At 59.3% G+C, this 18,726-nt stretch carries 20 protein-coding genes; all 20 read left to right on the forward strand.

Annotated elements, in window-relative coordinates:
- The first annotated feature begins 591 nt into the window (after positions 1-591).
- Positions 592-1,749 (forward strand): flagellar hook-length control protein FliK, encoded by a 1,158-nt coding sequence (locus H8K11_18100; GenBank protein ID MCS6265660.1) that lies wholly within the window; start codon positions 592-594, stop codon positions 1,747-1,749.
- Positions 1,750-1,760: 11 nt separating this feature from the next.
- The gene (locus H8K11_18105) at positions 1,761-2,051 is read left to right on the forward strand and encodes a hypothetical protein (protein ID MCS6265661.1); all 291 of its coding nucleotides are present in this window, start codon (positions 1,761-1,763) and stop codon (positions 2,049-2,051) included.
- Positions 2,052-2,125: 74 nt separating this feature from the next.
- Entirely contained in the window at positions 2,126-3,349 is a 1,224-nt protein-coding gene (locus H8K11_18110; GenBank protein MCS6265662.1) for a flagellar hook protein FlgE, read from the forward strand.
- A 331-nt stretch (positions 3,350-3,680) separates the two neighbouring features.
- Complete coding sequence (locus tag H8K11_18115) at positions 3,681-4,217, forward strand: flagellar basal body-associated FliL family protein (protein MCS6265663.1); 537 nt, start codon at positions 3,681-3,683, stop codon at positions 4,215-4,217.
- Between the two features lie 24 nt (positions 4,218-4,241).
- Positions 4,242-5,213: a flagellar motor switch protein FliM gene (gene fliM, locus H8K11_18120; GenBank protein ID MCS6265664.1), complete on the forward strand. Its 972-nt coding sequence runs from the start codon at positions 4,242-4,244 to the stop codon at positions 5,211-5,213.
- 30 nt (positions 5,214-5,243) lie between these two features.
- Positions 5,244-5,618: a flagellar motor switch protein FliN gene (fliN, locus tag H8K11_18125; GenBank protein MCS6265665.1), complete on the forward strand. Its 375-nt coding sequence runs from the start codon at positions 5,244-5,246 to the stop codon at positions 5,616-5,618.
- A 57-nt stretch (positions 5,619-5,675) separates the two neighbouring features.
- Positions 5,676-6,044 (forward strand): flagellar biosynthetic protein FliO, encoded by a 369-nt coding sequence (locus H8K11_18130; protein ID MCS6265666.1) that lies wholly within the window; start codon positions 5,676-5,678, stop codon positions 6,042-6,044.
- A complete protein-coding gene (fliP, locus tag H8K11_18135; protein ID MCS6265667.1) occupies positions 6,031-6,831 on the forward strand; it encodes a flagellar type III secretion system pore protein FliP in 801 nt (266 codons plus the stop codon). Before H8K11_18130 ends, fliP begins: the two co-directional genes overlap by 14 nt.
- Positions 6,832-6,841: 10 nt before the next feature.
- Entirely contained in the window at positions 6,842-7,111 is a 270-nt protein-coding gene (fliQ, locus tag H8K11_18140) for a flagellar biosynthesis protein FliQ (GenBank protein ID MCS6265668.1), read from the forward strand.
- Positions 7,112-7,123: 12 nt separating this feature from the next.
- On the forward strand, positions 7,124-7,915 hold the full coding sequence (gene fliR / locus H8K11_18145) for a flagellar biosynthetic protein FliR (protein MCS6265669.1): 792 nt from the start codon (positions 7,124-7,126) through the stop codon (positions 7,913-7,915).
- Positions 7,908-8,990, forward strand: a complete 1,083-nt coding sequence (gene flhB / locus H8K11_18150; GenBank protein MCS6265670.1) for a flagellar biosynthesis protein FlhB — start codon at positions 7,908-7,910, stop codon at positions 8,988-8,990. Before fliR ends, flhB begins: the two co-directional genes overlap by 8 nt.
- A 22-nt stretch (positions 8,991-9,012) precedes the next feature.
- Positions 9,013-11,121 carry a flagellar biosynthesis protein FlhA gene (gene flhA, locus H8K11_18155; protein MCS6265671.1) on the forward strand — a complete coding sequence of 703 codons (2,109 nt, stop codon included), beginning with the start codon at positions 9,013-9,015 and terminating at the stop codon, positions 11,119-11,121.
- Positions 11,118-12,401, forward strand: a complete 1,284-nt coding sequence (gene flhF / locus H8K11_18160) for a flagellar biosynthesis protein FlhF (GenBank protein ID MCS6265672.1) — start codon at positions 11,118-11,120, stop codon at positions 12,399-12,401. Before flhA ends, flhF begins: the two co-directional genes overlap by 4 nt.
- 28 nt (positions 12,402-12,429) lie before the next feature.
- Entirely contained in the window at positions 12,430-13,296 is an 867-nt protein-coding gene (locus tag H8K11_18165; protein ID MCS6265673.1) for a MinD/ParA family protein, read from the forward strand.
- Between the two features lie 18 nt (positions 13,297-13,314).
- Entirely contained in the window at positions 13,315-14,076 is a 762-nt protein-coding gene (locus H8K11_18170; protein MCS6265674.1) for a FliA/WhiG family RNA polymerase sigma factor, read from the forward strand.
- 159 nt (positions 14,077-14,235) lie between these two features.
- Positions 14,236-15,111, forward strand: coding sequence for a diguanylate cyclase (locus H8K11_18175; GenBank protein ID MCS6265675.1), 876 nt, complete (start codon positions 14,236-14,238; stop codon positions 15,109-15,111).
- Between the two features lie 279 nt (positions 15,112-15,390).
- Positions 15,391-16,158 (forward strand): flagellar hook-basal body protein, encoded by a 768-nt coding sequence (locus tag H8K11_18180; GenBank protein ID MCS6265676.1) that lies wholly within the window; start codon positions 15,391-15,393, stop codon positions 16,156-16,158.
- Positions 16,159-16,167: 9 nt separating this feature from the next.
- Positions 16,168-16,959: a flagellar basal-body rod protein FlgG gene (gene flgG, locus H8K11_18185; GenBank protein MCS6265677.1), complete on the forward strand. Its 792-nt coding sequence runs from the start codon at positions 16,168-16,170 to the stop codon at positions 16,957-16,959.
- Between the two features lie 33 nt (positions 16,960-16,992).
- The gene (flgA, locus tag H8K11_18190; protein MCS6265678.1) at positions 16,993-17,790 is read left to right on the forward strand and encodes a flagellar basal body P-ring formation protein FlgA; all 798 of its coding nucleotides are present in this window, start codon (positions 16,993-16,995) and stop codon (positions 17,788-17,790) included.
- Positions 17,777-18,493, forward strand: coding sequence for a flagellar basal body L-ring protein FlgH (locus H8K11_18195; protein MCS6265679.1), 717 nt, complete (start codon positions 17,777-17,779; stop codon positions 18,491-18,493). The genes flgA and H8K11_18195 overlap by 14 nt, the downstream gene beginning before the upstream one ends.
- Positions 18,494-18,726 lie beyond the last annotated feature (233 nt).

Below are 18,726 nucleotides of genomic sequence, written 5' to 3' on the forward strand. Positions count from 1 at the left end.
TCGGCAGGTTTTGCCGTCACCTCCTGCAGAAACTTCCCTCTTCAAGTCCTCGACTCCAATTCTTCTTGCGAAAATACCGCGTCATGCGTGGTTTTCTCATTCGACGCGGATGGCACGGCCTTTGTAATGCTGTTCCATGACAACGCACGGAGTTCGAAACGGACAGGAACACCTATGGCCACTGACATGCAGCCCTTCATGAATGGAATTCCAGGTCACAACACCCATGCCGTCCCGGCCGGGCGAGATCGCCAGGCGACGGTTCAGGGTTCATCGCCATCTCGTACATTCGATTCGTTGCTTGGGCGTACAGAAGCTCACCGGGCGGCAATGACGCCGGAACCGGCATCAGCGCGAGCCGCATCGAAACCCGCTTCACAGGCTCATTCGCCGCACCATTCCAAGGTGGAATCAGACAAGCAAGGATCGGCTCGGTCGACGGAGGCCGCACGACAGGAACGAACTGCCGGCCCGAACGAAGAGCCTTGTGGGAAGGCTGACTGTGTATCCGACAGGGAAGTCGAGCGCCCCAAAGAGGAAGACACTACCGAACAGGCTGAGGATCAGAGCGCGCAACGGCAGGAGATCCTTGTGGCCGCGATGCTTCTTCCCGCACCTGCGGTCTTACAGACCGACGTACAAGCCGGTGATGCACCGGACTCGGAATCGGATCCCTCTGCGGAGGACGCCGCGAAAGTGGCGGCTACAGCCGTTACAGGCTCTCCTGAGATGTCTTCTGCTCAACTCGCAGCGATGAATGCCTCGGTGGAAACCTCTCAAGAGGCGCCCGTCGGCGGTGCTGCAACAGCCATGGCGCAGAAGTCAGACATCAAAGAATCCGCTGAAAAGGAACAGCCAGGGGAGGGAACGATTGACCTCTCAGCCTTTCCTCAGCCCGATAGCCATGGTGAAGTGCCGGAAGTAAACGCAGACCGGATGGATGCGGCGGTGACCGCCGGCGCGATCGACCCGGAGAAAGTGACGACTGTCGCTGCGACTGTCACGACACGCACGGCAGAGGAAGGCACCACGAAACAGGCTGAGGGCGATCGGGTGGACCGGTCCACATTTCTTCAAGACCTTGCGGAGAACACCCCGGTGAACGCCGAACAGGGAAGTGCGGGCGCCGGGAAATTTCTCGAGAATGAATCGGAACCGTTTTCCGGCTCTTCCGCCGACCCCGATCGCTCAATGCCGAATCAAGGCATGCCCAACGCGGCGCCCGATCGCCCCTTGTTCCTGGACCGGATGAGTGGACTGACTCAACCGACCTCGCTTCCCGCCGACAGCGCCGTCGGCCGCAACGAGGCCGGCCAGCCCGCTGCAGTCCTGCGAGCGGCTGAATCCGAGCGCATGAACGAACTTCGAGGAGCCTCGCCCGTCTCGCAAAGCGTGATGCTGGAATTGGATCCCCTGGACATGGGGCCCTTGCGGGTCCGTGTCATGATGAGCGATCAAACGGTCCATGCGCACATCCGGACGGAACATGGAGAACTGGGACAAGGGCTGTTGCAACAGGGGCAGTCACTGGAATCATCGCTCCGCACGACAGGCCTCGAAATGGGCATGTTGCGGGTCACCGTCGATCAACAACAGGGTCGGAGCGACAATGCCTGGATGTTTCAACAGCAGCATCAGGATCGCCAGACCGCCGCGTCCAGTCAGAGAGGGACGACGGCAGAAGAGGAACGCAGCGCGAGGGGAGAAACCGGCGAGTACAGGAGTGAACGCGTCAGCCTATTTGCATGATTGGAGGCCCCATGGATATCAGCAAGGTAATTACACAGGCCACCCCACCAGACTCATCCACGCCGACCACCGACGGCCCGAAGCCGTTGGGGAAGGACGATTTTCTGAAGCTGCTCGTCACCCAGCTTCAACATCAGGATCCGCTCAAGCCGATGGAGAATGAGGACTTCGTCGCGCAAACCGCGCAGTTCTCGCAGCTGGAACAAATGTCCAAGCTGGTGTCCTTGATGGAGAAGAGTGTGACGCTTCAGGAAAACGCGCAGAATAAAACCGCGACCACCGGCACGACGGCCGTCGCATAACGCCCGTCGTCCTGCGGCGCGGGCGAACGCTTGGGGAACATGGTTCAGGTCGTGGTAACAAGGAGGATGAGACAATGGGCATTTTAACATCGATGTTTACCGCAGTCACCGGCTTGAGCTCCTACGGCAACGCCATGGGGGTGATCGGGAACAATATCGCCAACGTCGGGACGGCAGGATTCAAGTCCAGCCGGGCGACCTTCTCGGACCTGATTTCATCCAGCCTGGGCGGCGGCTCCGGCAGCGATCAAATCGGTCTCGGCGTGTTCCTCAACGATGTGCAGACCAATTTCTCCCAAGGGTCGATGACGACCACAGGCAATACCTTCGACCTGGCGATCGATGGAAACGGCTTCTACCTGGTGAGAAACACGTCCGGCGCCAATTTCTATTCGCGGGCCGGCCAATTCAAAGTCGACAATCTCGGTCAGGTCGTCGATAGCAGCGGAGCCCTGTTGCAAGGCTACCAGGCCGACACGAACGGCAACATCACGAGCACGATCGGCGGCATTACACTGACATCGAGTGCCGTACCGCCGGTCGCGACGACCAGCGCCGAGATACTTGGGAATCTCAATGCCAATGCGACGGCGCCGACGACAGCCTTCAGCGTCACCGATACGACCTCCTACAATTTCTCCACGGGCATGACGTTCTATGACTCCCTGGGGAACTCCCATCAAATGCAGTTGTATTTCCGGAAGACAGCGGCGAATGCCTGGGGCGTGTACTCTCAAATCGACGGGGGTGCGGCTGCCGCCCAAACCAACATGACGTTTAACGCCAGCGGGGCCGTCACCGCGGGCGGAACACAGACGGTGACTGCGACACTGACCAACGGCGCCACCACGCCGCAGGCCATGACGGTGGATTTGTCCTCTCTGACGCAGTTCGGCGCCGCCTCCGGTGTCGCGAGTCAAACGCAAGACGGCTATTCATCGGGCACGCTCGACCGTATCAGTGTCGATAAAGAAGGACGAGTGATGGCCCAATTCACGAACGGGGAAACACGTGCTCTTGCCCAGGTCGTCTTGAGCCGCTTTACCAATCCCGACGGCTTGGTCAACGTGGGCGACAATCACTTTCTGGAGACGGTCGAGTCCGGGGCGGCTCTGGCCGGTGCCCCGACTGTAAATGGATTGGGCAGAGTCCTGTCGGGAACCGTGGAGCAATCCAACGTGGATCTCGGCAAAGAGTTTGTGGACATGATTATTACCCAGCGCGCATTTCAAGCCAACTCGCGCGCGATCACGACCAGCGACGAAATGTTGCAGGAACTCGTGAATCTCAAACGGTAAGCGAGGAGGGCCCTGATGCGTCTGAAAGCGCGCGTCAGGGCCCAAGTCGGCAATTTCTACCTAGCGCTCGCCCACACCCGATCCCCCTCACGTTTCTCACCTTCGTCAACATTCTGTCGGCCCTCGTAACGTCTCCGTCACTCCGCTGACAAGGTCTCACGAACGGTCGGCGATGCCGCGCGTCCGGAGGACGGCGTGACCTGAAATCAGTGGGTTATCGCAGGCGCCGGTGCACAAAGGGAAATCTGCATCGGACTGTTGTCGGTCGTTGCGTGGCATATGCATTGCACAACCCACCAACACCGGCAAACACTGTCCGCAGGAGGTCCGTATGTCAGAAGCAGCTGAAGAGAAGGCGCCCGCAGCGCCCGCGGGTATTCCCATGAAGATGGTCATCATCATCGTCGCGGGGGTATTGATTCTTGGCCTGGGTGGCGCCTTTGCGATGTTTAAAATGATGGGCGGCCCCTCCGGGGAAAAAGCGCATGGCGAAAACGGTGGAGAGAAGCAAGCCGCTCACGGGGAGGCCGAAGACAAAGGCGGGGGCCATGGGGCCGTCGCCGATGCCAGTGCGATTGCCGACCTGGACCCCTTCATCGTGAACCTCGCGGACACGCCGGAAATTCGTTATCTCAAAGTGACCCTCAAGGTAGAGGCCGACAACTCGAACACCGTTGAACAGATCAAAGCGCGCACTCCCCAAATCCGCGACGCCATCCTCGTGTTGCTGACGGGATTGGACTCCGCCACCGCCCGTTCTCCTCAAGGCAAACACAAATTGCGCGAGGACATCACGGATCGCATCAACGGGTTGTTGCCGAAAAAGTCGGTGAAGTCGACCTACTTTACGGAATTCGTCATTCAATAGTCGATCGTCGTTCGCCGAGACGCCATGGATAAAATACTCTCCCAGGAAGAAATCGATGCCCTGATGGGCGGCGTCATGTCCGGCGAAGTCGAGACGGCTCCGAAGGAGGAGGAAGAACCGGGCGGGGTCAAAGCGTACAGCCTCACCAGCCAAGAACGTATCATTCGCGGGCGTATGCCCACGATGGAGATGATCAACGATCGCTTCACGCGTCAGCAATCCATTTCCTGGAGCGCCGTGCTTCGCGAGAAGATCGAATTCAGCGTCCTCGGCACCCAAATCATGAAGTTCGGCGACTTCATTCAAAAAGTTCCGGTTCCCTCATCCTTCAATCTGTTTGCCATGGAGCCGATGCGAGGCAACGGGCTCTTCGTCATGGATGCCATGCTGGTGTACCTGATAGTGGACTTTTTCTTCGGCGGAAAAGTGCAAACGCATGTGAAGCCCGAAGGCCGGGAGTTTACTACGATTCAGCTCCGTCTGATCAAGAAACTGGTGCAGCAGGCCTTGGCTGACCTGGAGAAAGCCTGGCAGGCCGTGATGCCGGTGAAGATCGGATACTTACGCTCGGAGAGCAACCCGCAGTTCGCCATGGTCGTGACGACGTCGGAAATTGTTGTGGTGGTGACGTTGCAGGTGCATCTGGGCGACATCTCCCGCGAAATGTTTATCGCGTATCCCTACTCCATGTTGGAGCCGATCAAAGAGAAACTGTATTCCGGTCTGTTCGCCGACAATGTGGAACAGGACAGCAGTTGGGGCAGTCGTTTCAAGGACTCCTTACAGGAATGTGACGTGGCTCTGACCGTGCAATTGGGAACCGCGCGCATCAATGTGCAGGACTTGCTCAATTTCAACCCCGGGGACGTGTTGATGCTCGACCAACATCCCGGCGATCCGATGCTGTGTCTGGTCGAGGGTGATCCGAAATTTCAAGGGCAGCCCGGGATCTTTAAGGGCAATCATGCGTGCCGCGTGACCAAGATATTGGGGTAGAGAGCGTCCGGAATTAAAGGAGATTTGCGCATGGGCAACGGAGACACCACTGCACCGTCGGACGCTTCCAATACCGGCGCCGGGGACACCAACGTGCAAGCGACCTCGTTTCCCCCGGTCGATAATCAGAACGCCGTCCCCGCCAACAAGAACATCGAGTTCGTGCTCGATATTCCGCTGCAAGTGACCGTGCAGATCGGTTCGACGCGGATGCTGATCCGGGAGTTGCTGCAGTTGGGGCAGGGGTCGGTCATCGAGCTCAACAAGCTGGCCGGCGAACCGATGGAAGTGCTGGTCAACAACAAATTGGTCGCGCGCGGCGAAGTCGTCGTGGTCAACGAAAAGTTCGGGATTCGCCTCACGGATGTCGTGAGTCCGAATCAGCGTATTCAGCAACTCGGGTAGTCGGCGGAACGTGCGGCAATTCCGCCGCTCCTGCGGCGAGAGGAATAAACGGTCCCCATGGAGATTTGGGAAAGTGTGGTTCGGATGGTATCGGCGCTCGGGGTCGTCCTGGCATTGATCCTGGGTCTGCTGGCCGTGGCGCGATCCGCCGTCGGACGGCGCTTTCTCCCTGTGAACGGCCCGCCGTTGGTCAAGATCATAGGAAGTGGTCCGCTCGGGTCCAGAAAGCATGTGATGGTGGTGGCGGTGGCAGGAGAGGTGCTGATCCTGGGCACCACCGCCAACGATTTGGTGCCGCTCGGAAAAATCGCCGATCCTGACGTCGCAAAACGCCTCATCGCCGAGGCATCCATGCTGCCGCCCGGAGCAGCACCCGGAATCCCCGAGTCCGGCAACCTTGAGGAGATCGCGCGTGCACGCAGGTAGTGTCCTGAGCCGGCCGAGACAAGCATCAGTCGCGCACCGTTCCGGATGGTGGGCCGGCTGCCTCCTGAGTGTCATCGTCTTCGCCTGCCTGTTCCTCGCCACCTCCGCCTACGCCGATGGGCCTTCGCTCACGATCGATCTCGGCCAGGGCGGGAGCAAACAGACTGCCGTAGTCCTGCAGATTCTGGCCCTGTTCACCGTCCTCTCCCTGGCGCCCGCCTTGTTCATCATGGTGACATCGTTTACCCGTATGGTCATCGTCCTCTCCTTTCTACGCCAGGCCATGGGGACGCAGCAGGTACCGCCTAATCAAGTTCTGATCAGCCTGGCGCTGTTTCTGACCATGTTCGTGATGGCTCCCGTCGGACAGGCCGTCTACAAGGATGCCCTGCAACCGCTGCTTGCCGAGCAAATCGGGTACGAAGATGCCTGGAATCGAGGGATTCTGCCGATCCGGGCCTTCATGTTGAAACAAATGCGCGACAAGGATCTCGAACTGTTCATGGAGCTGTCGCATGCGCCCAAAGCGACGCAGGTCGAACAGGTGCCGATCCATGTGATCATTCCTGCCTTCGTGCTGAGTGAGCTGCGGATTGCGTTTCAAATCGGATTTCTTCTCTACATTCCGTTCCTCATCGTCGACATGGTCGTCGCGAGCGTCTTGATGTCCATGGGCATGATGTTGTTGCCGCCGGTGATGATTTCGCTGCCGTTCAAACTGATTTTGTTCGTGCTGGCCGACGGCTGGTACCTGGTCGTCGGCTCGATGGTCAGGAGCTTTCAGTAGGAGCGCACGCATGACGATTGAAACCGTCACAGAAATCGGTCGCCAAGCGATTGAAACCACCATGCTGGTGTCGGCGCCGATCTTGGGTTTGAGCCTGATTGTGGGGTTGTTGGTCAGCACCTTTCAGGCGATGACTCAGATCAACGAAGCGACGTTGACCTTTGTGCCCAAGGTCCTGGCGGTGTTCGCCGCCACGCTCTTGTTTCTGCCCTGGATGATGGGCGTCCTCATTGCGTTCATGACACATATCATCACGAGTATCCCGTCCCTGATTCACTGATAGGCCGGTACCATGATGAGCGCCTCGCAAACCCTGCATCTCGCCCTGCCTCAGTTCCAGGCCTTTTCCATCCTGCTGGTGCGGATTGCCGGCATTGTCAGCGTCTTTCCCATCCTCAACACGCGCACGATTCCCATGCCGGTCAAAACGGGGCTCGTCGCCATGCTGGGGCTGGTTTTGGCGCCGATCATTCGCCTGCCGAGCCTGCCGAACGATCCGGTCCTGGTCATCGCCGGAATCGGCAGTGAGTTTCTCATCGGGCTGACGATCGGTTTGGCCGTGCGACTGCTGTTCTCGGGGTTTCAGGTCGCCGGTGACATGATCGGCACGCAGATGGGTTTCAGCGCCATTCAAATGTTTGATCCCATGAGCCACCAGAACACGCCGATCATTGCGCAATTTCAACTCACGCTTGGGTCCTTGGTATTTCTGTCTCTCAACGCGCATCTGCTGGTGGTGCATGCGATCGGCATGAGTTACGAATACGTCCCGCCGTTCGGAGCCTCGTTATCCGACGGTATCGCTCAGGATATCATTCACCTGGCGCAAAATATGCTGGGAGTCGCCCTCAAGCTCGCGGCTCCCGTCTTCGCAACGCTCCTCATCGTCAATACCGTTCTGGCGATCCTTGGCCGGGCGGTCCCTCAGATGAATGTATTTGTCACAAGTTTTCCGATCACCATCGGGGCAGGCTTCCTCGCCATGAGCCTGGCGATGCCCTTCACCCTGTTGTTGTTTGAAACAGAATTCGAAACCCTGGTGGAAACCATCCTCGGACTCCTGAAGGCACTCGGTCATGGCTGACAGCGCGCAGAATCGGACAGAACAGGCAACCCCGAAACGCAAAGCAGATGCGCGGGCGAAAGGCCAGGTCGCTCTCAGTCGGGACGCCGCCATGGCGGTGGGGTTATTGGGAAGCTTGGGCGCTCTCTATTGGATGACGCCCGGCATTCTGAACGGGCTTCGAGAGTCGCTTCAATTGTGGTTGAGTAAATCCATGGAGGATTCCACGCAGCGCACACTGAGTCTCGACCATCTGCATTTAATCCTGAGGCAGATCGGAATCGATGTGTTTGTGATGCTCGGCCCGGTCATTGCCGGAATCGCGGTCGTCGGCGTGGGAGCCAACCTCATGCAAACCGGTTTCCTCTGGAAGCGAGACGCCCTGCAGTTGGAGTTTTCCCGCATTAACCCGATGGCCGGGTTCTCGCGGCTCTTCTCCGTCCGGTCCTTCAGCGAACTGGTGAAATCGTGGCTCAAGATCTTTGCCATCGGAGGAGTCGGCTATCTCACGATCAAGCAGGATATGGTGCTGTTCTCTCCCTTGACGCAATTCGGCATGGAGACGCTCTTGCCGACGGTAGGGTGGGCGACATTCAAAGCTGCGCTCATGATGGGGGGAGCGGCCCTTGTGATCGGCGGCCTGGACTATGGCTTCCAACGGTTTGAATGGGAACGCGACCTCCGCATGTCACGCGACGAAATCAAAGAGGAAAGTCGGGCGGCAGAAGGAGATCCTGGGCTGAAGGCGAAGATCCGGAGCACTCAACGAGAGATGTCCCGGAAACGCATGATGGCCGCCGTCCCAAAGGCGGATGTCATCATCACCAACCCGACGCACCTGGCGGTGGCTCTGAAGTACGACTCCAAGGCCATGGGAGCGCCGATCGTCGTGGCCAAGGGCGCCGGTTACGTGGCCGAGAAGATCCGGGAAATCGGTCGACAACACGGGGTCATGATCGTCGAAAACAAGTTGGTCGCCCGTACCCTGTTTAAGCTGGTCGAGGTGGGTCGGGAAGTGCCCGAAGATCTCTATCGTGCGGTCGCAGAAATCCTGGCGTTTGTGTATCGCGTGCGCGGCAAACTGCCGCCGGCGTAATGCGGGTTGGATTGGAGTGTAGATGACGAACGAGCAGACATCCGTATCCACGACCTCTTTGGTCAAGCACCCGGACATCATGATGTCCGTGGGGGTTGTGGGCATTTTGATGGTCATGTTGATTCCTCTTCCGCGGTTTTTTCTGGACCTCCTCCTCGCCTTCAACATCACACTCTCCATCATCGTGCTGCTGGTCGGCATGCAGGTACGCCGGCCGCTGGAATTCTCCGTGTTTCCGTCGATTCTGCTGATGGTGACGCTCCTTCGTCTCGCCCTCAATATCGCCTCCACGCGCTTGATCCTCCTGCACGGCAATGAAGGCGCCGCCGCCGCAGGCGAGGTCATCCGGGCCTTCGGCACATTCGTGGTCGGCGGCAACTACACCGTCGGGCTCGTCGTGTTCACCATTCTCGTCATCATCAACTTCGTGGTCATCACCAAGGGCGCCGGCCGCGTCGCCGAAGTGGCGGCCCGATTCACTTTGGACGCGATGCCCGGCAAACAGATGAGCATCGACGCCGATCTGAACGCCGGCCTGATCAATGACAAAGAAGCCCGTCAACGCAGAAAAGAGATCGCGCAAGAAGCCGATTTTTACGGCGCCATGGACGGTTCGAGCAAGTTTGTGCGAGGCGACGCCGTGGCGGCCGTCATTATCACGCTCGTCAACATTCTGGGCGGGTTGACGATCGGTGTGTTGCAACAGGGCATGACGCTGGCCGCAGCGGCGCAGACCTATACGCTGTTGACGGTGGGTGAAGGTCTCGTGGCGCAGGTCCCGGCGCTCATCGTTTCCACGGCAGCCGGTATCGTCATCACTCGCGCCGCTTCCGAAGTGAACTTAGGATTTGAGATCAGCCGTCAGGTCCTCATCTCCCCGAAGGCTATCGGCACGGCTTCAGGGATTCTTATCACGCTGGGCCTTGTCCCGGGACTTCCCCATATCGCATTCCTCGCGTTGGGCGGCCTGACCGCCTGGATGGCGTATCAGATCAACGAACAGCAGAAGGCTGTCGAAGCCGCACCCGCCCAGGCCTCCACACAAGTCAAAGCCGAAGAGGCCGCGACACAAGTGGTTCCCCTCGATCTCATGGAAGTACAGGTCGGCTACGGCCTCATCGGGCTCGTCGATGGCGGGCAAGGCGGTGCGTTGCTGGATCGTATCAAAGGGCTTCGGCGACAGTTCGCGGAACAGATGGGCTTTGTCCTGCCGCCGATCCATATTCGCGACAACTTACAGCTTCGGCCTAATGAATATGCGGCGCTGCTCAAAGGCGTGGAACTCGCCAAGTCTGAGGTGATGCCGGCGCATGTGCTCGCGATCGACCCCGGTACGGCTCAGCGGGGGGCCATCCATGGATTGCCGACCAAAGAACCGGCGTTCGGCCTGCCGGCCATGTGGGTGCCGGAGCAGCAACGTGAACAGGCGCAAATGGCAGGGTATACGGTCGTGGATCCGGGATCGGCCATCGCAACCCACTTGTCCGAGTTGATCAAACGGCATGCGCATGAACTCCTGGGGCGGCAAGAAGTGCAGGGTTTGCTCGATCAACTGGGCAAAAATCACCCCAAGCTGGTTGAGGAAGTCATTCCCAATCTGATTCCGTTGGGCACTCTCGTCAGAGTTTTGTCGCATCTCCTGCGGGAGGGTGTACCAATTCGTGACTTGCGGACGATTCTTGAAACTATTGCCGACCATGCGGCAACCACAAAAGACGCCGATATTTTGACGGAAGTCGTCAGGCAATCACTGGGACGGACCATCACGAAGCAATATCTCGCGCCAGATGGCTCGTTGCCGATCATCGGACTGGATCCGCGATTGGATCGCACGCTCGCCGATCAAGCGAATGCAGCCGGACAGGGATCCCAGTGGGTGCCGGACCCGCTGGTGGCACAGAAACTGCTCACTGCATTGAAGGCTGCCGCGGAACGTATGGTCGGGCGCGGGCATCAACCGGTCATTTTGTGTTCGCCTTCGTTGCGACGACATCTGCGGAAACTGACGGACAGAATTTTGCACTCGGTTCCGATTTTAGGATTGAACGAGGTGGAGAGCGTGACACGTTTGCAAGCAGTGGAAACCGTACGGCTCGACCTTGAGGTCGGTGATACCAGGAGCTTGGCATGAAGGTACGGACATTCCACGTCAAGTCGATGCATGAGGCCATTCGGTCCATTAAGGACACGTTAGGGCCGGATGCGGTGATTCTGTCCACGAAACGCGTGCGTTCCTGGGATAACGGATTCGGCCTGCTGGGCGGGTCGATGCTCGAGGTCATGGCGGCCATTGAAGATGACGCCGCCGTTCCCGAGGCCGCGCCGTTGCTCGGGGAAGATGAGCGGACACGTGCGGCCGTAGCTCCTGCGCCGATGGTGCCGGCGGAGGAGTCGCGCTTTCAAAAAACCCTGCAGGGAGCGATGGAAACGGGGAAAGAACCGTCGCGGCCTGCGGCTCGTCAGGTTTCCGGCCCTTCGCGGGAGAGTCGCGCGACACCGGCATCCACACGCAACAATGGAGAAAACCAGGGTGCAACGTTCCAGTCCTTCCAGCGCGTCTATGAAGACCTGTTGGCTCAAGGAGTCGAGCATGCTACGGCGGAAGCCTGTCTGCGGGAATTGCGGGAAACGCTGGTGGAGCAGGGGTCCGCTCAGCGGAACTCCTCTTTGCAGTTACTCCGGACAGTGCTGTTGGATCGGGTGACCACGGCCGGCCCGTTGCTGAGCGCGGCAGGGGAACAAAAAATTGCGTTGTTCGTCGGCCCCAGCGGAGTCGGCAAGACTTCGACCATCGCGAAACTGGCGACGCAGTACGGCATCGTCGAGCAGCGGAGTGTGGCCCTGATTACCATGGATACGTATCGGCCTGCCGCGGTGGAACACCTTCGCCTCTATGCCGAGGTCCTCGGTATCGAGCTCTCAGTGGCGGCTTCCTGTGAGGAAGCCCGGGCCGCGATTGCGCAGGCCCGTGAAGCGGAACTGATCTTGATCGACACCACAGGATTTAATCCCTATGAACCCATCACGGCGCAGCGTTGGAGAGGGTTGCTGAACGGGGCCTATCCCATGGAGGTCCATCTCGTTCTCGCGGCAGGCACCAGAGTGCCGGATCTCGTGGTCAGCACCAGTCAATGCGTAGACGTGCCGGGCCTCCGGTTGTTGTTTACCAAACTCGACGAGACGGCGGGCTATGGCGGCATCTTCGAAGCCACTCATCGTACCGGCATCCCGCTGTCCTATTGGGGAACAGGTCAACGGGTGCCCGATGACCTGGTTCAGGCGCAAGTCGATCGCCTGGGCGATCTACTGCTGGGAGGGCAGGTACGGACACCGGCTACCGGCACCACTCCGGCATGGGAGCGCGAGACGACACCGACATTTGTGCCCGGAATCAAGACCTACGCGCGATAGGCGACTGGCGAACAAGAGGGGAGTGACGATGGCGATGCAACCAGGAATTTTGGATCCGCAGTTGAGAGCGCTTGATGACAACGTCGGTCCTTCACGCACGCAAGTGATCACCGTCACCAGCGGAAAAGGCGGGGTAGGAAAGACCAACGTTGTGGCCAATACCGCCATCGCCCTGGCTCAAACCGGAAAGCGTGTGCTCGTGCTGGATGCGGATCTCGGCCTGGGGAATGTCGATATTCTGCTCGGCCTGACACCGAAATACACGTTGGAGCATGTCCTCGCGAAGACCTGCCGGTTGGAGGATATCGCGCTGACCGGGCCGCACGGCATTACTGTCCTCCCGGCCAGTACCGGTATCTCTCAGTTGACGATCCTGACGGAAGCGCAACAGCTCATCCTTCAAGATGAACTTGAGCGATTGGCATCGAACATGGATGTCTTGTTGATCGACACCGGGGCGGGCATTTCCTCGACCGTGACCTACTTTGCGGCGGCGGCCCAATCCATCGTTGTGGTGGTGTCTCCCGAGCCGACCTCCATGACGGACGCCTATGCGTTAATGAAAGTCCTGTTACGGCAGTACCGGGAGCGCCGCTTCCATGTGCTCGTCAACATGGTGAAGTCGCCGCGGGATGCCGCACGGATTTTCCGGAAACTGGAGTTGGCCGTCAGTCGATTTTTGCATATTTCTCTGGATTACCTGGGTGCGATTCCCCTGGACGACTATGTGCCGATGGCCGTGACCCAGCAGCGGGCCGTCATCGATCTCTTTCCGCACGCGCCGTCCAGCCGTGCCTTTCGCGAACTGACTGAGGCGGTGGCTCAGTTGACTCCACCGGCGCTTCCCAAAGGCACAGTGCAGTTCCTCTGGCAACAACTTTTGCGGACGCACTGACTGAAAGGACTGTAGCGAATGATGGACGCTCGAAAAATGTCTGCGGTCAGAAACGCCCCGCGCCGGGTGATTGCGGAGGCGGATCGTGAACGGGTGATTCAGGAATTCACGCACGTCGTGAAGGCCATGGCCCATCGTCTGGCCTTTCGACTGCCGGCCTATATGGACGCGGAAGATTTGATCTCCGTCGGGATCATGGGCCTCATGGATGCGATGGACAAGTACGATCCGACGCGCGAAGCCAAGTTCAAAACCTACGCGGAGTTCCGTATCCGTGGCGCGATGCTCGATGAAATCCGGTCGATGGATTGGATTCCTCGCTCGGTCCATGAGCGGATTACGCTTCTGCAAAAGACCTATTCAGAGCTGTTGCACAGACTCGGGCGCCCGCCGACAGACCAGGAAGTCGGCAAAGAATTGAAGATGTCCGCGGAGGAACTGGATGAATTCCTGACTCGCTCACGCGGCGCCGTGGTGATCAGCCTGGACGATCTCGGCGTACAGGATGCGGACGGGCATAAGATCATCAGTGTGTTGACCGACTCCAATCAGCCGGATCCTCTCTCGGTCCTGGTGAACGAACGGGCGCGCCACGTGCTCGAAGCGGCGATCCAGGATCTGCCGGAGAAAGAACGGTTGGTATTGTCGCTCTACTATTTCGAGGAACTCACGATGAAGGAGATCGGGCAGGCGCTCAAGGTGACCGAATCGCGCGTATGCCAGATCCATTCGAAAGCCATCCTCCACTTGAAAGCGCGGCTCGAACCGGTGGATGTGTGAGATGACCCTCCGCGCGGTTTGGCGGTCGTTGCTGTTCGTTTGTATCGTCGGCGCCCCAGCGGCGTCCTGCGGGCCACCCTGCCTTTAGTTTCGTCTCCACTGTTCCGATACCTCCCTAGTCCAACATCCCGTTGGCTGCGCTGCTCCATCGGGGAGGGTATGCATTTGTCACGTCCGGAACTCAACACGTCGAGCGACCACGACGGGTCGGATTCAACGAACCGGCATGGGTGGCCCCACAGCGATGCGGAGACCGAATCGTTTGAGAGCGCTCGAGTCGGCGTCGTGTCCTGTCTCCTGTTCATGGCCGGCGGATTGTATTGGACCGCCTCTGTAGGTCTGCTGACGATCTCGGCGTTGACGGCCTATCCCGTCATGATCTCGGCTGCTCTTCTCCTCACGCTGCTGGTCTTTGGCGCAACGTTCTGGACTCCGCGCGGCCCGCAATCGGCATCCGGGATGCATGCACTGTCGGAAGAATTGAACGGGTCCGGCATGCACACCTACGACTCGGTCACCGGATTGCCGACCTATCGTCTTTTTACGTCTCTCCTCAAGCAAGCCCTGGCGCAGGCCGACAAGCATGGCCGGCCGGTAGCGGTCCTCATGATCGAGCTGGATCACTTCACCCCGAAAACCGACGAACAGGCGCAAATCAACCTCAACCTCATGTATCGCGTGCACGCTGCACGAGTGAAGAGCGCCCTGCGCACGACCGACACGGTGGCAAGACTTGCTGAACGCACCTTTGGCGTCCTGCTGGATCAGGTCACCGGTCCGGAAGAGGTGCTGGCCATCGCCAGAAAGATGCAACTCACGATATCGCTGCCGGTCACCCTTGACGGGCACGAACTCTTCCTCACCAGCCGGATTGGAATCAGTCTCTCCAGCCTTCAAACTGAGAACGGTGACGCGCTCCTCGATGCGGCCACCCGGGCCGTGGCAAGGGCTCGGGCCGAAGGGTACGCCCTCTATGGACTCCCCGGCGCAAGTGCATCCGCCTCCGTTGATGCCACTTCCACGATCGCTGCCTGATCTCCGGAACTCTCGTCGCACACGATTCCATGTAGGCAGGACTTTCCCTGCTTCCGGCAAAGACTTCCGGTTTGCCACGCCGTTTGACAGGCACCGTTGACGGCGGAAGAATTTTCCCTCCGGCATCTCAAAGACCTTCCGGTTCCCATCTCTCGACAATCACAAGGAATTTTGTCCGACCCTCGTTTCGGCAGCACCGGGTCGCCTGGCGAATCGCGATGGCATGTCCATTGCTAACTCCTTCTGCAGCACAACAGGTTCATCTGGAACAGGCGAGCAATGAATCGAGCCATCTACCCCATACTGTCAGGCGCCGTCGCCCAGGAAAAGCAACTCACGGTCTTCGCCAACAATCTGGCGAATGTGAACACGGCCGGATTCAAGCAGGACCAGCAAGGATTCCGCGGCCTCTTTGCCCGTGCCAGTTCGACGGGGATGGGAGTGGTATCAGGAGGCCTCTCCTCCGCCATTTCGACCAGACCAGCGGGTCCCAGCGAACGGGTTTTTGCCGAGGTGCATGGAGTCCGAACGGCCTTTGAGCCGGGGCGTATCCGCATTACGGGCAATCCGCTGGATGTCGCCATACAGAACGATGGATTTTTTGAGGTCAAGACTCCCGACGGCGCTCGTTACACACGCAACGGCATTTTTTCTCTCGACAGCCAACGACGCCTGGTCACCAATCTCGGGCACCCGGTCATGGGCACCAAAGGAGAGATCAAAGTGCCGCCCGGCAACATTCAGATCAATGCGGAGGGGGCGATCCAGGTGGACGGCACTCCGATCGGCAGCATCAAGGTGGTCGAGTTTCCGGAGAACGGAATGCCGCAAAAGTTTGCCGAAGGACTGTTTGTCGGCGGGAAACCGGCGGTGTCGACAAGGCCGCAGGTGCAGTCGGGACACATCGAAGAGTCCAACGTGAATTCGTTGAGTGAAATGGTGAAGATGATGCAAGGCATGCGCAGTTACGAGTCGGCGCAGAAATTGATCCAAACGATGGATCGCATGACCGAAACGGCCATTCAGGATCTGGGCCGGGTGCAATAGGAGGAGCGTATGATTCGCGCAATGTGGACGGCCGCGACGGGCATGACGGCCCAGCAACTGAACGTGGATACCATCGCCAACAATCTGGCGAACGTGAACACGAACGCGTTCAAACGCAGCCGTGCGGAATTCGGCGATCTGCTGTATCAGATTCAACGCTTGCCGGGCACAAACGCCTCGAACGTGGGCGTCTTTCCTGTCGGCGTGCAGGTCGGGGGCGGTGTGCGTCCCATTACGGTGGCCAAGGAATGGGTGCAAGGGAACATGCGGCAGACCGGGAACGATCTCGACCTGGCTATCGACGGCGCCGGATTTTTCCAAGTGACCCGGCCCGACGGGACCATCATGTATACCCGCAACGGATCCTTCAAGCGCGATAACGTCGGCAACCTCGTGACCGGCGACGGCGACCAGCTCAACCCGGTGATTACGATTCCGTCAGGCGCGCTGAAAATCGATGTCGGCCAGGACGGCACCGTCTCCGTTCTGCTTCCCGGCGTCACACAAGCGTCACAGGTGGGGCAGATTCAGCTGGTCCGCTTCGACAACCCTTCCGGCCTGGTGGCGATGGGCGGCAACCTGTTCCTGGACAGCTTTGCCTCCGGGCCGGCGCAACAGGGCACCGGCGGATTCTCAACCGGCTTCGGCACCTTGCAGCAGGGCTTCCTCGAAAGTTCGAACGTCAATCTGGCGGAGGAGATGGTCAACATGATCATCGCCCAACGGAGTTACGAAATTAACTCCAAGACCATTCAGGCATCCGATGAAATGATGCAGATTGCCAACAATCTGCGCCGGTAATCGGCGCCGCACCTTCAACCAAGGGTGACACCTGTGAATCGACTCAGCCTCCTGTCTGTTGGGATCATCAGCCTGGTCATGAGTGCCGTCCTGCCGGCCATGGCAGGGGAGCGGGCTCCGGTCCGGCCGCTGTTCCAGGTGCAGGGGGCTGATGCGCATCAGGCGCAGAGTCTCCCGCAGGCCCGCGGGAAACGGCTCATCTATCCCGAACAAATCCGCGGGGTGATCCACGATTTCGTCAAACGGGAACTGGCCGGACGCGCCGTCGATTGCCAGGTGGCGATCGGCGATCCTCAGCAACCGATCGTCGTGCCCTCCGGGACGGTCGATCTGCAAGTCAGCGCCGGGCGATCGGACGAACCGCTGGGACGTCGAGTGTTCCAGATTCATCTGGCCGTGAACGGTCGATTCATTAAGACCATCGAGGCCACCGCCGATGTGGCCGCCATTGTGGAGGTGGTGGTGCCGGTGCGGTCGATCAAGGTCGACGAGGAGATCGCGGCCGACGACGTCACCACGGAACGGATCGTCCAGTACGACCTGAAGCAACCGTTTGTGACCAGCCCCGCCGAAGTCATCGGCAAAGCGGCCATTCGCCCGCTTCCGCCTCAAAATGCCATACGCATGACCTCAGTCCGGCGCCCCTTCGCCGTGCACAAGGGCGATCGGGTGACGATTGAAGCCCGGCAGGGCGGGCTGTCGATTCAAACCGTGGGCGTCACGAAATCGCATGGTGAATTGGGTCAAACCATCACGGTCTCCAATGTCGATTCCGGCAAGGAATTGCGGGCGACCGTCGTTGCCCCGGGGGTGGTCCGTGTCAGTTTTTAACCGGTCGCTCACACAATATCGCCGCATCCGGTTCATCTGGTTCGGTCTGGCGCTGTGCGTGATGGTCGGGTGTTCGGCCTCGCCCAGCACGAAGCAGCAAAAGGTGGAGATGGCCAAATTGCCTCCCCCCAAGACCATGGGATCGCTGTGGCAGGAAGAGAATGGGCGGGCCTATCTCTATGAAGATCTTCGCGCGATGCGCATCGGCGACATCATCACGATTCTGATCGTGGAAAAACACAAGGGCTCGAAGAGCGCCGACACGAACGCAGAGCGGGACTCCACCATTTCGAATGGGATCGGCGGGACGGGGATGGGCTACCTGGGCATCCCGGGAATCCGCCTGGGGGGAGAAGCCAAGCGAGGGTTCGGCATCGATGCCACCGCCAAGAGCAAGTTCGGCGGCAAAGGCGCAACCAACCGGGAAGACACGTTGACGGGCACGATTTCGGCCATCGTGACGGAAGTGTTGCCGAACGGCGACTTACGGGTCGAGGGGCGACGTGAGGTGACTGTCAATTCGGAACGCCAGATCATGACCATCGGAGGCATCGTCAGGCGCGTGGATGTGAATACGAAGAACACCGTGCAGTCGAGTGCCATTGCCGACGCCAAGATCGAATACTCCGGCCTGGGAGTCGTCGACGATGTGCAGCGGCCCGGCTGGCTCGTCAGAATTCTGGATTGGGTCTATCCGTTTTAGTCGCAAGTCCGTCGGGAAGAATCGACCAGCCACAGGAGTCATCATGACGAGGCCGCGCAAACAACAACGGGCGATGATCACGCAATGCTTTCGTCTCATGCTTTCAAGCGGGGTGCTGCGACCGGCCTCGATGGATCCCGGCCTTCTCGCGCGCCCCTGGTCCCCCCCGCCGCCGAAACCGGCGCCTGTTCCTGACCGGCAGCCACAAGGAGCGGCCTGGTTTCGGCGCACCG

Source organism: Nitrospira sp. (assembly GCA_024998565.1).
Taxonomy (GTDB): Bacteria; Nitrospirota; Nitrospiria; order Nitrospirales; family Nitrospiraceae; genus Nitrospira_A.